This is a genomic window from Enterobacter sp. 03-F-07-AD-ECC, from assembly GCF_047530935.1.
GTDB lineage: Bacteria > Pseudomonadota > Gammaproteobacteria > Enterobacterales > Enterobacteriaceae > Enterobacter > Enterobacter cloacae.
On sequence record NZ_JBLKBZ010000031.1, the window covers coordinates 15,037 to 29,133 of the forward strand.

A 14,097-nucleotide genomic window follows, 5' to 3' on the forward strand; every position below is an offset into this window, starting at 1 on the left:
TCATTCATCTGGCGGGCGGCGTGTGCAATGAATCAGAGGCAGGGCGAAACGAGGAAGAAGCTTTTCGCCCTGGTCAGCTTCCGTTGCTGACGGCATGACAATAAAAAACCGGACGATAGATGACAATCGTCCGGTTGTGACTCTCCAGAGCGCCTCGACAATTTTTTAACGGCTTGCAGTGCGTTTCAACGCATTTGCGAGGCTCTTCCCAGCCAACTATCCCAGTCTTTCCAGACCGGTTGTAACCCCTGCGCGGTCAGGGCGGCGGCAACCGCTTCTGGCCGTCGACCATCATGTGGCGCAAATTGTTCCAGCTCCGGATGGTCATCGGCGTAGCCCCCTGGCTGCGTTTTGGAGAACGCACTGACGTTGTTAATCGCAAGCGGGATCACGCGGTCACGAAACGCAGGAGATTCACGCGTCGAGAGGGATAGTTCAACCTCCGGGGCAAGCAGGCGAAACGCACAGATGGCCTGGACCAGCTGACGTTCGTCCATTACCGAGGCGGGTTCAACACCTCCCGTACACGGCCGCAAGCGTGGGAAAGAGATGGAGTAACGGCTTTGCCAGTAGTGCTGCTGCAGCCATAGCAGGTGTTCCGCTACCATGTAGCAATCCACTCGCCAGCTATCCGACAGCCCAATCAGCGCGCCCAGACCGATTTTGTCGATCCCGGCCCGGCCCAGCCTATCCGGGGTCTCCAGCCGGAAGAAGAAATCCTGTTTCTTTCCCTTCAGGTGATGCCGGGCATACGTCACCTCGTGGTAGGTTTCCTGATACACCATCACTCCGTCCAGCCCGAGGGTTTTAAGCTCCGCGTATTCCTCCTGCGACAGGGGCTGAACCTCCATCTGTAGCGACGCGAACTGACGGCGAATGGCCGGAAGGTGCTGTCGAAAATAGTCCATCCCGACTTTGCTCTGGTGTTCACCCGTGACCAGCAGGAGATGCTCAAAACCCATTTCACGGATGGCGGCACACTCACGGGCGATTTCACTCTCATCGAGTGTTTTCCGCTTGATGCGGTTGCTCATGGAGAAGCCGCAGTAGGTGCAGTCATTCGCGCACAGGTTAGAGAGATAGAGCGGTACGTAAAAGCTCACCGTGTTGCCAAAACGCTGGCGGGTGAGCCTCTGAGCGCGCTGGGCCATCGGCTCAAGAAAGGTGCTCGCCGCCGGAGAGAGCAGGGCCATCATATCGTCGCGGGACAGGTGACGGGCTTGTAAGGCGCGCTCCACGTCAGCCTGCGTTTTACTGTTGATACGCAGGGCAATATCGTCCCAGTTAAGCTGCCGCCAGCGGTGGGTAAAGGTGGTCATGAGAGCGCCTCCAGAAAGCCGGTCAACGGGCTGGTGGCCTGTGCCTGAAAACTGCGCGTTCCCGGGCCAGACTCTCGTGCCAGCAAGCCAGCCTCCACGGCCATGCGGAACGCACGGGCCATCCTGATGGGGTCGTCGGCGACCGCAATGGCCGTGTTCACCAGCACGGCACTTGCTCCCATCTCCAGCGCCTGGGCGGCATGGCTGGGCACGCCAATGCCTGCATCCACCACCACCGGCACGGTGGCTTGCTCAATGATGATCTCCAGCATGGCGCGGGTCTCCAGTCCCTGATTAGAACCAATTGGGGCACCCAGCGGCATGACGGCAGCGCAGCCGACCTCTTCCAGCCGTTTACACAGCACGGGATCGGCCCCGCAGTAGGGCAGAACGGTAAAGCCTTGCTGCACCAGCTTTTCGGCCGCTTTTAACGTTTCGATGGGGTCGGGCAACAGCCAGCGTGCATCCGGATGTATTTCCAGTTTCAGCCAGTGGGTACCCAGCGCTTCACGGGCCAGCTGAGCCGCAAAAATCGCCTCTTCAGCCGTTTTCGCACCGGAGGTATTGGGCAGCAGGGTAACGCCAGCATCAAGCAACGGTGCCAGAATGGCGTCGCTGTGATGGCGCAGATCGACGCGCTTGAGCGCCAGCGTCACCAACTGGCTGCCGCTTTCACGGATGGCATCCACCATCAGCTGCGGCGAGGCGAATTTTCCGGTCCCGGTAAACAGATGTGAATCAAAGACTTTATCAGCAATACGTAACATCTCAGCCCCCGGCGATAACCTGAAACAGCAGGATCTGGTCGCCTTCGCTCACCTGCTGATGTTCCCACTGCTCACGCGGCAGGATCTGTTGATTAAGCGCCAGCGCCGTTCCCGGCTTGAGCTGGCGCAGCTTCTCGAGCAGCGCGGCAACGGTGAGACCGTCATCGCATTTCATCGGCTCATCATTAAACAGAATGCGCATTGCGGCCTCCGCACACCGGACAGTGGCTGGCGCGGTGCAGTGCCAGATGACGCCAGCCGCTGGAGCGGGCATCAAACAGCCGCAGCGTATTGCGCTCTGTTTCCATACCGCTGAGCAATTTAATGGCTTCCAGCGCCTGCAGGGTCCCCATCACGCCTACCACCGGGCCCAGTATGCCCGCGGTGCGGCAGTTGCGCTCCGGCTCGGCATCATCCGGCCACAGGCAGCGATAACAGCCCTGCGCCCAGGGCGGGGTCAGCACCATCATCTGCCCGCCGAAACCGACCGCACTGGCGGTGATAAGCGGCGTATTCTGTGCCACGCAGGCGGCGTTAATGGCCTGGCGGGTCGCCATATTGTCGGTGCAGTCCAGCACCGCATCAGCAAGGGCGACTTCGCGCTGCAGAGTGTCGCCGTGGAGCCGCTCCTGGTGCGCGATGAGCGTGATGTCCGGGTTCAACTGCTTCAGCCTTTTGCGGGTGATTTGCGCTTTGGGCTGGTTAACATCCTCCGTGGTGAAGAGGATTTGTCGCTGCAGGTTACTGATATGTACCTCGTCGTCATCGGCCAGAACCAGCGTGCCCACGCCCGCGCCTGCCAGATAGAGCGCGGCAGGAGCGCCTAATCCGCCCAGACCAACAATCAGGACCCGGCTGGCGAGCAGCTTTTGCTGCCCGTCAATGGCGATATCCTCCAGCAGGATCTGGCGGCTGTAGCGCATAAAATCACGATCATTCATCGCCTGCTCCTGCCAGCTTTAACAGCTGTGCGGTGGCGGCCTGCCAGTCTGCCGCCTGGGTAATGGCGCTGACAACAGCGATACTGCCGACACCGGTATTCAGCACGGCAGGAGCGCGTTCCAGGCTGATCCCACCGATCGCGACGGTAGGGTAATCGGCAAGGCGTTTAACATGTGCCGCCAGCTGCGTCAGCCCCTGTGGGGCCGAGGGCATCTGTTTGGTCTGCGTCGGAAAAACATGGCCAAGTGCGATATACGAAGGGCGAGCCGCCAGCGCCACGTCGATCTCCATGTCGTCGTGTGTTGACACCCCCAGTCTTAATCCAGCGTCCCGGATAGCGCTCAGGTCCGTTGTTTCCAGGTCCTCCTGACCCAGATGCACACCGTACGCCTGGTGCTTAACGGCCAGTCGCCAGTAGTCGTTGATAAACAGGCGCGCGTCGTAGCGACGCCCCAGCGCGATGGCGGCGACCACATCGGCCTCCACCTCGTCATCACGTTTATCCTTAATGCGCAGCTGGATTGTGCGAACGCCGCACGCCAGCAGGCGTTCGATCCACGTCACGCTGTCCACCACCGGATAGAGCCCTAAACGGAAGGGAACGCAAGGGAAATCAGGCTGATACATTACGCCTCCTCTTTTTTGAGGTAGATTTCGCCGCCCTTCGCGCGGAAGGTTTCTGACATATCCGCCATGCCCACTTCAATGGTTTGCGTGGCGGCGTAGTCACGGACTTCCTGGCTGATTTTCATCGAGCAGAATTTTGGCCCGCACATGGAGCAGAAATGCGCCACTTTGCCCGACTCCTGCGGCAGGGTTTCATCGTGATACGCGCGGGCAGTGAAAGGATCGAGCGCCAGGTTGAACTGGTCTTCCCAGCGGAATTCAAAGCGCGCCTTCGACATGGCGTTGTCGCGGATTTGCGCGCCAGGGTGGCCTTTGGCCAGATCCGCGGCGTGGGCGGCGATTTTGTAGGTGATCAGCCCCTGCTTCACATCCTCTTTGTTGGGCAGGCCGAGGTGCTCTTTCGGCGTCACATAGCAGAGCATGGCGCAGCCGAACCAGCCGATCATTGCCGCACCAATCCCGGAGGTGAAGTGGTCATAGCCCGGAGCGATATCCGTGGTCAACGGCCCCAGGGTATAGAATGGCGCTTCGTGGCAGTGCTCCAGCTCTTCGGTCATGTTGCGGCGGATCATCTGCATTGGCACGTGTCCCGGGCCTTCAATCATCACCTGCACGTCATACTCCCAGGCGATTTTGGTCAGCTCACCCAGGGTATGCAGTTCGGCAAACTGCGCTTCGTCGTTGGCATCACGAATGGAGCCCGGACGCAGGCCGTCGCCCAGCGACAGGGAGACATCGTACGCGGCACAGATTTCACAGATCTCGCGGAAGTGTTCGTAGAGGAAGTTTTCTTTATGGTGCGACAGGCACCATTTGGCCATGATAGAGCCGCCGCGCGAGACAATACCGGTCAGACGCTTCGCCGTCATCGGCACGTAGCGCAGCAGCACGCCCGCGTGAATGGTGAAGTAGTCGACTCCCTGCTCGGCCTGCTCCAGCAGCGTGTCGCGGAAGGCTTCCCAGGTGAGGTCTTCGGCAATACCGTTCACCTTCTCCAGTGCCTGATAAACGGGCACCGTTCCGATAGGCACCGGGCTATTGCGCAGGATCCACTCGCGGGTTTCGTGGATGTAACGCCCGGTGGAGAGGTCCATCACCGTGTCCGCGCCCCAGCGTGTCGACCAGACCAGTTTTTCCACCTCTTCTTCAATGGAGGAGGTCACGGCTGAGTTGCCGATATTGGCGTTGACCTTCACCAGGAAGTTGCGGCCAATGATCATTGGTTCAGATTCCGGGTGATTGATGTTGGCAGGGATAATCGCGCGGCCAGCGGCCACTTCATCACGTACAAACTGCGGCGTGATGTTTTCCGGCAGACGTGCCCCGAAGCCTTCTCCCGGATGCTGGTGGCGTAACACCTCGCTGCGGATACGCTCGCGACCCATGTTTTCACGAATGGCGATAAACTCCATCTCCGGCGTGACGATGCCCTGGCGGGCATAGTGCAGCTGGGTAACGCATTTACCCGCTTTCGCGCGTTTCGGCGTCAGCAACCCGGTGAAGCGCAGCTCATCAAGACCATCGTCGGCCAGACGCGCTTTGGTGTACGCCGAGCTGCGGTCAGAGAGCTCTTCGCAGTCGTTACGCGCGTCAATCCACGGCTGGCGCAATTTCGCCAGACCCTGCTGAACGTTAATGGCAACCGCAGGATCGCCGTACGGACCGGAGGTGTCATACACCGGAACGGCTTCGTTATCTTCATACTGCGGGTGTGCTTTGCTGCCACCGATAAGGGTCGGGCTAAGCTGGATTTCACGCATTGGCACGCGGATATCCGCCTGTGAACCGGTGATGTAAATGCGTTTTGAGTTCGGGAAAGCGGTGCCTTCCAGAGTGTCGATGAAGTGTTGGGCTTGTTCGCGCTGTTCGCGGCGGGTCAGTTTTGTTGTAGACATAGCTCATTCCAAAAGTGAAGGACATGGCTTGTCAGACGACGGATGAAGCAAGAGAGGATCGCCCTGGAGGCGATACAACAGCAGTGTGACTCTTGTTCCCTTCGCAGGTATTAGCCTGATCAGGTTCCGCGGATCCCGAATTAACGGTCTCAGCCCGTGCTTGCACACTGGGCACTCCGACAAGAAAAATCCCCCTCCGCAGAGGGGCGAATGGTTGTAAATTACTCGTTAACGATTAAGAACTCAAGCAGGTCGCGCGACGTTATCTTCGTGGCTCACATCCAGGCCGTGATCCAGGGCGAGGGCGATCAGCTTATCTTCCAGCGTGAATCGCTCTTCCAGCGCTTCGCCGAGGTCGGAAAGCGCCTGCTGAAACTCAAGATAGTTATCGTGATCGATAGCGTTCTCAAGCGTGGAATCGTAGTAATCCATGATCTGCTGGGTGTTAGCTTCCAGCAGCGGATAGAGTTTGCTGGCCGCTAAATACGGTGTAGTCCCTTCCATTTCGCGGATAATGCGTTCATAAATATTGAAATGGCCGTCGGACAGATAGTCGACCAGGCTCTGACAAAAATCATCCAGCGCTTTTTCATTCAACCGCATAAACGATTCTTTGCCAGGCTTAATACCGACCAGATTGTAATAAGCCACGAGTAGATGCTTGCGCACATGTAGCCAGCGATCCACCAGTTTGTTACTTCCTCTAACGCGCTCAGTCAGGCTCTCTAGCTGGTTTAACATGGTTGACTCCGCAAGGTTGAGAATTGAATCTGCTTATCCAAAATGTAACCACAATGCTAACAACATGTCAGTGAAGCGAAGGTAGTGCAATAGATATGGATCGTATTATTGAAAAATCAGATCTGGGTTGGTGGATCGTCAGTCACGAACAAAAATTATGGTTGCCTGCCGGGGAAATACCCTATGGCGCAGCAGAAAAATTCGATCTTGTCGGCCTGCCCGCGCTGAAGATCGGGGAATGGCAGGGTGAACCCGTGTGGTTGATCCAACAGCCACGCCGCAATGACATGGGATCGGTTCGTCAGGTGCTGGATCAGGATGTGGGTTTGTTCCAGCTGGCGGGCCGGGGTGTGCAGCTGGCTGAGTTTTACCGTTCGCATAAGTACTGCGGCTACTGTGGTCACACCATGCACCCCAGTAAAACCGAGTGGGCGATGCTCTGCAGCCACTGCCGTGAGCGTTACTACCCGCAAATTGCGCCGTGCATTATCGTCGCTATCCGTCGTGACGATTCCATCCTGCTGGCGCAGCATACCCGTCATCGCAACGGCATTCATACCGTGCTGGCCGGGTTCGTCGAGGTGGGCGAAACGCTGGAACAGGCGGTGGCGCGTGAAGTGATGGAAGAGAGCGGGATTAAGGTTAAAAACCTGCGCTATGTTACCTCCCAGCCGTGGCCGTTCCCGCAGTCGCTGATGACGGCCTTTATGGCCGATTATGACAGCGGCGAGATTGTCATCGACCAGAAAGAGTTGCTGGAGGCGAACTGGTATCGTTATGACGATTTGCCGCTGCTGCCACCACCAGGCACCGTCGCCCGTCGGCTGATAGAAGATACCGTAGCAATGTGTCGGGCTGATGCTGAGTGACATGTTACACTGAGGCCATGACGCTTAAGGAACTGCAAAAATGACCGAACTGAAAAACGATCGTTATCTGCGTGCGCTGCTGCGCCAGCCCGTTGATGTCACCCCGGTGTGGATGATGCGCCAGGCGGGACGCTATTTGCCAGAGTACAAAGCCACGCGTGCGCAGGCGGGCGATTTTATGTCGCTGTGCAAAAATGCCGAGCTGGCGTGTGAAGTTACGCTCCAGCCGCTGCGCCGCTTCCCGCTGGATGCCGCCATTCTCTTTTCGGACATTCTGACCATTCCGGATGCGATGGGCCTTGGGCTCTATTTCGAAACCGGCGAAGGCCCGCGTTTCACTTCCCCAATCAAAAGCAAAGCGGACGTTGATAAGCTGCCCGTTCCCGATCCTGAACAGGAGCTGGGCTATGTGATGAATGCCGTGCGCACCATTCGTCGTGAACTGAAAGGCGAAGTCCCGCTGATTGGCTTCTCCGGCAGTCCGTGGACGCTGGCGACCTATATGGTTGAAGGCGGCAGCAGTAAAGCCTTTACCGTGATCAAAAAGATGATGTATGCAGAGCCGCTGGCCCTGCATGCGCTACTCGATAAGCTGGCGAAAAGCGTCACCCTCTATCTGAACGCGCAGATCAAAGCGGGTGCGCAGTCGGTGATGATTTTCGATACCTGGGGCGGCGTGCTGACCGGGCGCGATTATCAGCAATTTTCGCTCTACTACATGCACAAAATCGTTGATGGCCTGCTGCGTGAAAATGAAGGCCGCCGTGTGCCGGTCACGCTGTTCACCAAAGGCGGCGGTCAGTGGCTGGAAGCCATGGCGGCGACCGGCTGCGATGCGCTGGGTCTCGACTGGACCACCGATATCGCCGACGCGCGCCGTCGCGTGGGTGACAAAGTGGCGCTGCAGGGCAATATGGATCCGTCCATGCTCTACGCGCAGCCTGCCCGTATTGAAGAAGAGGTGGCGTCTATTCTGGCTGGCTTTGGCCAGGGGGAAGGGCACGTGTTTAACCTCGGGCACGGTATCCATCAGGACGTTCCGCCAGAGCACGCTGGCGCGTTTGTGGAGGCGGTGCACCGACTTTCTGCGCAATATCACAAATAAGGAGTGGTTATGGATCTCGCGTCATTACGCGCTCAACAGATAGAACTGGCTTCATCCGTGGTCCGCGAGGATCGTCTGGATAAGGATCCCCCGCAGTATATAGGCGGTGCGGATGTCGGGTTTGAGCAGGGCGGTGAAGTGACGCGGGCGGCGATGGTGCTGCTGAAGTATCCCTCACTTGAGCTGGTGGAGTACAAAGTGGCGCGTATCGCCACCACCATGCCGTACATACCGGGCTTTCTCTCCTTCCGTGAATACCCCGCGCTGCTCGCAGCGTGGGAGCAACTCTCGCAAAAACCCGATCTGCTGTTTGTTGATGGACACGGTATCTCTCATCCGCGTCGCTTAGGCGTTGCCAGCCACTTTGGTCTGCTGGTGGATGTACCCACCATCGGTGTGGCCAAAAAACGCCTGTGCGGTGCATTTGAGCCGCTCTCCGCCGAGCCGGGCGCGCTGGCGCCGCTTATTGATAAGGGTGAGCAGCTGGCATGGGTCTGGCGCAGTAAAGCGCGCTGTAACCCGCTGTTTATCGCAACCGGGCACCGTGTGAGCATGGACAGCGCCCTGGCCTGGGTGCAGCGTTGTATGAAGGGTTACCGTTTACCTGAGCCCACGCGCTGGGCAGATGCGGTGGCCTCTGCTCGTCCGGCTTTTGTTCGTTGGCAGGAAATTCAGTGATGAATCAGGTAAACTGCGGCTAATTTTCGATTCGAGATCTCATCATGCTACAAAACCCGATTCACCTGCGCCTTGAGAAGCTGGAAAGCTGGCAGCACGTCACCTTTATGGCTTGCCTGTGCGAGCGCATGTATCCGAACTACGCCGCGTTCTGCAAGCAGACGGAGTTTGGTGATGGCCATATTTATCGCCGGATCCTCGACCTCATCTGGGAAACGCTGACGGTCAAAGACGCAAAGGTGAACTTCGACTCTCAGCTGGAAAAACTCGAAGAGGCTATTCCGGTGGCGGATGATTTTGATCTGTACGGTGTCTATCCGGCAATTGATGCCTGCGTAGCGTTAAGCGAACTGATTCACTCTCGTCTGAGCGGTGAAACGCTGGAGCACGCTATTGAAGTCAGTAAGGCATCCATTACGACCGTAGCGATGCTCGAAATGACCCAGGCAGGCCGTGAAATGACCGACGAAGAGCTGCGGGCTAACCCTGCGGTTGAACAGGAATGGGATATTCAGTGGGAGATTTTCCGCCTGCTGGCAGAATGTGAAGAACGCGATATTGAGCTGATAAAAGGGCTGCGTGCGGACTTGCGTGAGGCCGGCGAGAGTAATATTGGTATAATTTTTAACCAATGAGACAACAAAACGTGATTTAACGCCTGTTTTGTCGCACCTCGACTCTTCCCTTCTGCCCCCCGTCTGGTCTACATTTGGGGGGCGAAAAAAAGTGGCTATCGGTGCGTGTATGCAGGAGAGTGCTATTTTGGCATTTTCGTCGCACTCGATGCTTAGCAAGCGATAAACACATTGAAAGGATAACTTATGAACAAGACTCAACTGATTGATGTAATTGCGGACAAGGCTGATCTGTCTAAAGTGCAGGCTAAAGCTGCTCTGGAATCTACCCTGGCTGCTATTACTGAGTCTCTGAAAGAAGGCGATGCTGTACAACTGGTTGGTTTCGGTACCTTCAAAGTGAACCACCGCGCTGAGCGTACTGGCCGCAACCCGCAGACCGGTAAAGAAATCAAAATCGCCGCAGCTAACGTGCCGGCATTTGTTTCTGGTAAAGCACTGAAAGACGCAGTTAAGTAAGACGCGTGGCAGTGAACAGTTTTAACGAAGGGGCGGCAACGCCCCTTTTGTCATTCTGGCGTGGCGCGCTCGCGCTGGCGGGCGTGTTACTGCTTTCCGCCTGTAGCCATGACACCTCTTTACCACCGTTTACCGCCAGCGGTTACGCTGACAACCAGGGAGCGGTGAGGATCTGGCGTAAAGATTCTGGCGGTGAAGTGCATCTACTTTCCGCTTTTAGCCCGTGGCATAACGGCAATACATCGACCGCAGAGTATCGCTGGCAGGGAGACGACCTGTCATTCATCGAACTCAATATCTACGGCAAAACCCCCGAACATGTAAAAGTGCGGTTTGATGACCACGGCGAGCTGAGCTTTATGCAGCGTGAAGTCAACGGTCAAAAACAGCAACTCTCCAGCGATCAGGTTGCTCTCTATCGTTATCGTGCCGGACAAATCCGCCAGACCAGTGATGCGCTGCGTCAGGGACGCGTGGTGCTGCGCCAGGGGCGCTGGCATACCGATGGTACGGTCACTACCTGCGAAGGGCAGACAGTCAAACCTGATCTTGAATCCTGGGCAACCGAACATATACAGCGCCGTCAGCGTCATTCATCGATGGAAGTGAGTGTGGCGTGGCTTGAAGCGCCTGAAGGCTCTCAGCTGTTGCTGGTGGCGAACGAAGATTTCTGCACCTGGCAGCCGACAGAAAAGAGTTTTTGACATAAATCCCCTCTCCCTTGAGGGAGAGGGTTTAGGATGAGGGGGGATTACTCCCCCTGCTCACGTGCAATCGCACGATAACCGATATCCTGACGGCTAAAGCTACCGTTCCAGTGGATATCCGCCATCAGGGCATAAGCGCGCTTCTGCGCTTCGGCAACGGTATGACCCAGCGCGGTGGCACACAGCACGCGGCCACCGTTGGTCAGTACGCGATCGTCGTCAGCCAGTTTCGTTCCGGCGTGGAACACCTTGGCACCTTCGGTTTCTTCCAGCGGCAGGCCATGGATCTCATCTCCGGTGTTGTAGTGGCCAGGATAACCGCCCGCAGCAATCACCACGCCCAGAGACGCGCGTTCGTCCCACTCTGAGGTTTTCTCATCCAGCTTGCCGTCGCATGCGGCCAGGCACAGCTCCACCAGGTCAGATTTCATGCGCAGCATGATTGGCTGAGTTTCGGGATCGCCGAAGCGGCAGTTAAATTCGATCACCTTCGGATTGCCCTGCTTGTCAATCATCAGGCCCGCATAGAGGAAACCGGTGTAAGTGTTACCCTCGGCAGCCATTCCTTTTACGGTTGGCCAGATGATACGGTCCATGGTGCGCTGATGCACTTCATCCGTCACCACAGGGGCAGGGGAGTAAGCGCCCATACCGCCGGTATTCGGTCCGGTATCCGCATTGCCCACGCGCTTATGGTCCTGGCTGGTGGCCATCGGCAGAACGTGTTCGCCATCCACCATCACGATAAAGCTCGCTTCTTCGCCATCAAGGAACTCTTCAATCACGATGCGGTGGCCCGCGTCGCCAAAGGCATTGCCTGCCAGCATATCCTGTACGGCTGCTTCGGCTTCTTCGAGCGTCATCGCGACGATAACACCTTTACCGGCAGCCAGACCGTCGGCTTTGATCACAATCGGCGCGCCTTTTTCACGTAAGTAAGCCAGCGCGGGCTCGACTTCGGTGAAGTTCTGGTATTCCGCCGTCGGGATGTTATGACGCGCAAGGAAATCCTTGGTAAAGGCTTTAGACCCTTCCAGTTGTGCTGCGCCTTCCGTCGGGCCGAAGATGTTCAGACCTGCGGCACGGAACGCGTCAACGACGCCAATCACCAGTGGCGCTTCCGGGCCGACGATGGTGAGATCGATTTTCTCGTTCTGGGCAAAGCTCAGCAGCGCGGGGATATCGGTCACGCCGATGGCGACGTTCTGCAGCGCAGGTTCCAGCGCCGTACCCGCATTACCCGGAGCCACAAAAACGGTTTCAACCAGCGGAGACTGCGCCGCTTTCCACGCCAGCGCGTGCTCGCGCCCGCCGTTACCGATCACTAATACTTTCATTTTCTGCTCCGGGAATTAATGACGGAAGTGACGCATATCGGTGAAGATCATCGCAATGCCGTGTTCGTCGGCAGCGGCAATGACTTCGTCGTCACGGATAGAACCGCCAGGCTGGATCACACAGGTAATACCCACAGCGACGGCCGCATCAATACCGTCACGGAACGGGAAGAAGGCGTCAGACGCCATGGCAGAACCTTTTACTTCCAGGCCTTCGTCGCCTGCTTTGATACCGGCAATTTTCGCAGAGTAAACGCGGCTCATCTGGCCTGCACCTATCCCGATGGTCATGTTCTCTTTGGCATAGACAATGGCGTTGGATTTCACGAACTTCGCCACTTTCCAGCAGAACAGCGCATCACGCAGTTCCTGTTCGGTTGGCTGACGTTTGGTGACGACGCGCAGGTCAGCGGCTGTCACCATGCCCAAATCGCGATCCTGAACCAGCAGCCCACCATTTACACGTTTGAAATCAAGACCCGGCACGCGCTCTGCCCACTGGCCGCAAACCAGCACGCGCACGTTCTGTTTCGCGGCGGTGATTTTCAGCGCTTCTTCAGACGCAGATGGCGCGATGATCACTTCAACAAACTGACGAGAGATAATGGCCTGTGCGGTTTCGGCATCCAGTTCACGGTTAAACGCGATAATGCCGCCGAAGGCAGAGGTCGGGTCAGTTTTATAGGCGCGATCGTAAGCGTCCATGATAGAGGTACTGACCGCTACGCCGCAGGGGTTCGCGTGCTTCACAATAACGCAGGCAGGCTCATTGAACTCTTTCACACACTCCAGTGCGGCATCGGTATCGGCAATATTGTTATAAGAGAGCGCTTTGCCCTGAATCTGCTGTGCGGTAGCGACAGAAGCTTCTTTTACCTCTTCTTCTATATAGAAGGCTGCCTGCTGGTGGCTGTTCTCGCCATAACGCATATCCTGCTTCTTGATGAAGTTCAGGTTCAGCGTGCGTGGGAAGCGGCCGGAAGGATCTTTGCTTTCGCCGTGGTAAGCCGGCACCAGGCTACCGAAGTAGTTGGCGATCATGCTGTCGTACGCGGCGGTGTGTTCGAATGCTTTAATCGCGAGGTCGAAACGGGTGTCCAGAGTCAGTGACCCTTCGTTCGCATCCATTTCATTAATAATGGCGGAGTAGTCGCTGCTCTTCACCACAATGGCCACGTCTTTATGGTTCTTGGCCGCGGAGCGCACCATCGTCGGTCCGCCGATATCAATATTCTCTACGGCGTCTTCCAGAGAGCAGCCTTCACGCGCCACGGTTTGGGCGAACGGATAAAGGTTAACGACAACCATATCAATTGGCGCGATATCATGCTGTTCCATAATGGCATCATCCTGACCGCGACGACCCAGAATGCCGCCGTGGACTTTCGGGTGCAGGGTTTTGACGCGTCCATCCATCATTTCCGGGAAACCGGTGTAATCGGACACTTCGGTTACCGGCAGACCTTTATCTGCTAACAGGCGTGCGGTACCACCTGTGGACAGCAGCTCTACACCACGTGCAGAAAGTGCCTGAGCGAATTCGACGATACCGGCTTTATCAGAAACACTGAGCAGAGCGCGGCGGACTGGACGACGTTGTTGCATGGTAAATCCCCTGGATTTCACGATTACAGAGAGCGTTAGATGAATTTTCCAGCGAAAAACTCATCTAACACACCTGACGAGGCATCCTTGTTAAGCGCGAGCATTTTAACGAAAACGTTTGCGCAACGCTCGCGAATTTTCACTTTTTCGCATCGCTGTGGATAACTCTGTGTATAAAAAGGTATAAGGCGGGGTTTTGCTGGGGAATGCAGCAGTCAGTCATTTTTCTGTCATTTAGCGGTTGCGGCCTGCGGAGAACTCCCTATAATGCGCCTCCATCGACACGGCGGATGTGAATCACTTCACAAACAGCCCGGTCGGTTGAAGAGAAAAAATCCTGAAAATCAGGGTTGACTCTGAAAGAGGAAAGCGTAATATACGCCACCTCGCGACAGAGCGCTGAAGCGCGTC

At 56.7% G+C, this 14,097-nt stretch carries 15 protein-coding genes and 1 riboswitch; of the genes, 6 read left to right on the forward strand and 9 right to left on the reverse strand.

What is annotated here, in order from left to right; translation table 11 throughout:
- Positions 1–185: 185 nt before the first annotated feature.
- From thiH to ACMWKA_RS23785, 7 genes are all read right to left on the reverse strand, one after another.
- A complete protein-coding gene (gene thiH, locus ACMWKA_RS23755; RefSeq protein ID WP_414760656.1) occupies positions 186–1,319 on the reverse strand; it encodes a 2-iminoacetate synthase ThiH in 1,134 nt (377 codons plus the stop codon).
- Positions 1,316–2,086 carry a thiazole synthase gene (gene thiG / locus ACMWKA_RS23760; RefSeq protein ID WP_013095008.1) on the reverse strand — a complete coding sequence of 257 codons (771 nt, stop codon included), beginning with the start codon at positions 2,084–2,086 and terminating at the stop codon, positions 1,316–1,318. The genes thiH and thiG overlap by 4 nt, the downstream gene beginning before the upstream one ends.
- Position 2,087: 1 nt before the next feature.
- Positions 2,088–2,288 carry a sulfur carrier protein ThiS gene (thiS, locus tag ACMWKA_RS23765; RefSeq protein ID WP_013095009.1) on the reverse strand — a complete coding sequence of 67 codons (201 nt, stop codon included), beginning with the start codon at positions 2,286–2,288 and terminating at the stop codon, positions 2,088–2,090.
- Positions 2,272–3,027, reverse strand: coding sequence for a HesA/MoeB/ThiF family protein (locus ACMWKA_RS23770; RefSeq protein ID WP_013095010.1), 756 nt, complete (start codon positions 3,025–3,027; stop codon positions 2,272–2,274). The genes thiS and ACMWKA_RS23770 overlap by 17 nt, the downstream gene beginning before the upstream one ends.
- Positions 3,020–3,655: a thiamine phosphate synthase gene (thiE, locus tag ACMWKA_RS23775; protein WP_414760657.1), complete on the reverse strand. Its 636-nt coding sequence runs from the start codon at positions 3,653–3,655 to the stop codon at positions 3,020–3,022. Before thiE ends, ACMWKA_RS23770 begins: the two co-directional genes overlap by 8 nt.
- Positions 3,655–5,550: a phosphomethylpyrimidine synthase ThiC gene (thiC, locus tag ACMWKA_RS23780; RefSeq protein WP_414760658.1), complete on the reverse strand. Its 1,896-nt coding sequence runs from the start codon at positions 5,548–5,550 to the stop codon at positions 3,655–3,657. Before thiC ends, thiE begins: the two co-directional genes overlap by 1 nt.
- Positions 5,551–5,629: 79 nt before the next feature.
- A riboswitch (TPP riboswitch) is annotated at positions 5,630–5,739 on the reverse strand.
- 54 nt (positions 5,740–5,793) lie between these two features.
- A complete protein-coding gene (locus ACMWKA_RS23785) occupies positions 5,794–6,291 on the reverse strand; it encodes an Rsd/AlgQ family anti-sigma factor (RefSeq protein ID WP_013095013.1) in 498 nt (165 codons plus the stop codon).
- Between the two features lie 95 nt (positions 6,292–6,386).
- On the opposite strand from ACMWKA_RS23785, the gene nudC reads away from it, so the two are divergent.
- The 6 genes from nudC to ACMWKA_RS23815 all read left to right on the forward strand — a co-directional run bounded on the left by nudC (position 6,387) and on the right by ACMWKA_RS23815 (position 10,741).
- Positions 6,387–7,160, forward strand: a complete 774-nt coding sequence (gene nudC, locus ACMWKA_RS23790; RefSeq protein WP_013095014.1) for an NAD(+) diphosphatase — start codon at positions 6,387–6,389, stop codon at positions 7,158–7,160.
- Between the two features lie 40 nt (positions 7,161–7,200).
- The gene (gene hemE, locus ACMWKA_RS23795) at positions 7,201–8,265 is read left to right on the forward strand and encodes a uroporphyrinogen decarboxylase (RefSeq protein WP_020684618.1); all 1,065 of its coding nucleotides are present in this window, start codon (positions 7,201–7,203) and stop codon (positions 8,263–8,265) included.
- Between the two features lie 9 nt (positions 8,266–8,274).
- Positions 8,275–8,943, forward strand: a complete 669-nt coding sequence (gene nfi, locus ACMWKA_RS23800) for a deoxyribonuclease V (protein ID WP_029883065.1) — start codon at positions 8,275–8,277, stop codon at positions 8,941–8,943.
- Positions 8,944–8,987: 44 nt separating this feature from the next.
- The gene (locus ACMWKA_RS23805; RefSeq protein ID WP_013095017.1) at positions 8,988–9,578 is read left to right on the forward strand and encodes a YjaG family protein; all 591 of its coding nucleotides are present in this window, start codon (positions 8,988–8,990) and stop codon (positions 9,576–9,578) included.
- Between the two features lie 186 nt (positions 9,579–9,764).
- Positions 9,765–10,037, forward strand: coding sequence for a nucleoid-associated protein HU-alpha (hupA, locus tag ACMWKA_RS23810; RefSeq protein ID WP_002445246.1), 273 nt, complete (start codon positions 9,765–9,767; stop codon positions 10,035–10,037).
- Between the two features lie 11 nt (positions 10,038–10,048).
- Positions 10,049–10,741 (forward strand): DUF1481 domain-containing protein, encoded by a 693-nt coding sequence (locus ACMWKA_RS23815; protein ID WP_023621286.1) that lies wholly within the window; start codon positions 10,049–10,051, stop codon positions 10,739–10,741.
- Between the two features lie 47 nt (positions 10,742–10,788).
- Here the strand turns inward: ACMWKA_RS23815 and purD are convergent, their stop codons facing one another.
- Positions 10,789–12,081: a phosphoribosylamine--glycine ligase gene (purD, locus tag ACMWKA_RS23820; protein ID WP_058684288.1), complete on the reverse strand. Its 1,293-nt coding sequence runs from the start codon at positions 12,079–12,081 to the stop codon at positions 10,789–10,791.
- Between the two features lie 15 nt (positions 12,082–12,096).
- Positions 12,097–13,686 (reverse strand): bifunctional phosphoribosylaminoimidazolecarboxamide formyltransferase/IMP cyclohydrolase, encoded by a 1,590-nt coding sequence (purH, locus tag ACMWKA_RS23825; protein WP_414760659.1) that lies wholly within the window; start codon positions 13,684–13,686, stop codon positions 12,097–12,099.
- Between the last annotated feature and the right edge of the window lie 411 nt (positions 13,687–14,097).

What these genes read in the sequence shown, in the direction of transcription:
- thiH (WP_414760656.1), bottom strand. Translation starts at nt 1,319, where the DNA reads ATGACCACCTTTACCCACCGCTGGCGGCAGCTTAACTGGGACGATATT.
- thiG (WP_013095008.1), bottom strand. Translation starts at nt 2,086, where the DNA reads ATGTTACGTATTGCTGATAAAGTCTTTGATTCACATCTGTTTACCGGG.
- thiS (WP_013095009.1), bottom strand. Translation starts at nt 2,288, where the DNA reads ATGCGCATTCTGTTTAATGATGAGCCGATGAAATGCGATGACGGTCTC.
- ACMWKA_RS23770 (WP_013095010.1), bottom strand. Translation starts at nt 3,027, where the DNA reads ATGAATGATCGTGATTTTATGCGCTACAGCCGCCAGATCCTGCTGGAG.
- thiE (WP_414760657.1), bottom strand. Translation starts at nt 3,655, where the DNA reads ATGTATCAGCCTGATTTCCCTTGCGTTCCCTTCCGTTTAGGGCTCTAT.
- thiC (WP_414760658.1), bottom strand. Translation starts at nt 5,550, where the DNA reads ATGTCTACAACAAAACTGACCCGCCGCGAACAGCGCGAACAAGCCCAA.
- ACMWKA_RS23785 (WP_013095013.1), bottom strand. Translation starts at nt 6,291, where the DNA reads ATGTTAAACCAGCTAGAGAGCCTGACTGAGCGCGTTAGAGGAAGTAAC.
- nudC (WP_013095014.1), top strand. Translation starts at nt 6,387, where the DNA reads ATGGATCGTATTATTGAAAAATCAGATCTGGGTTGGTGGATCGTCAGT.
- hemE (WP_020684618.1), top strand. Translation starts at nt 7,201, where the DNA reads ATGACCGAACTGAAAAACGATCGTTATCTGCGTGCGCTGCTGCGCCAG.
- nfi (WP_029883065.1), top strand. Translation starts at nt 8,275, where the DNA reads ATGGATCTCGCGTCATTACGCGCTCAACAGATAGAACTGGCTTCATCC.
- ACMWKA_RS23805 (WP_013095017.1), top strand. Translation starts at nt 8,988, where the DNA reads ATGCTACAAAACCCGATTCACCTGCGCCTTGAGAAGCTGGAAAGCTGG.
- hupA (WP_002445246.1), top strand. Translation starts at nt 9,765, where the DNA reads ATGAACAAGACTCAACTGATTGATGTAATTGCGGACAAGGCTGATCTG.
- purD (WP_058684288.1), bottom strand. Translation starts at nt 12,081, where the DNA reads ATGAAAGTATTAGTGATCGGTAACGGCGGGCGCGAGCACGCGCTGGCG.
- purH (WP_414760659.1), bottom strand. Translation starts at nt 13,686, where the DNA reads ATGCAACAACGTCGTCCAGTCCGCCGCGCTCTGCTCAGTGTTTCTGAT.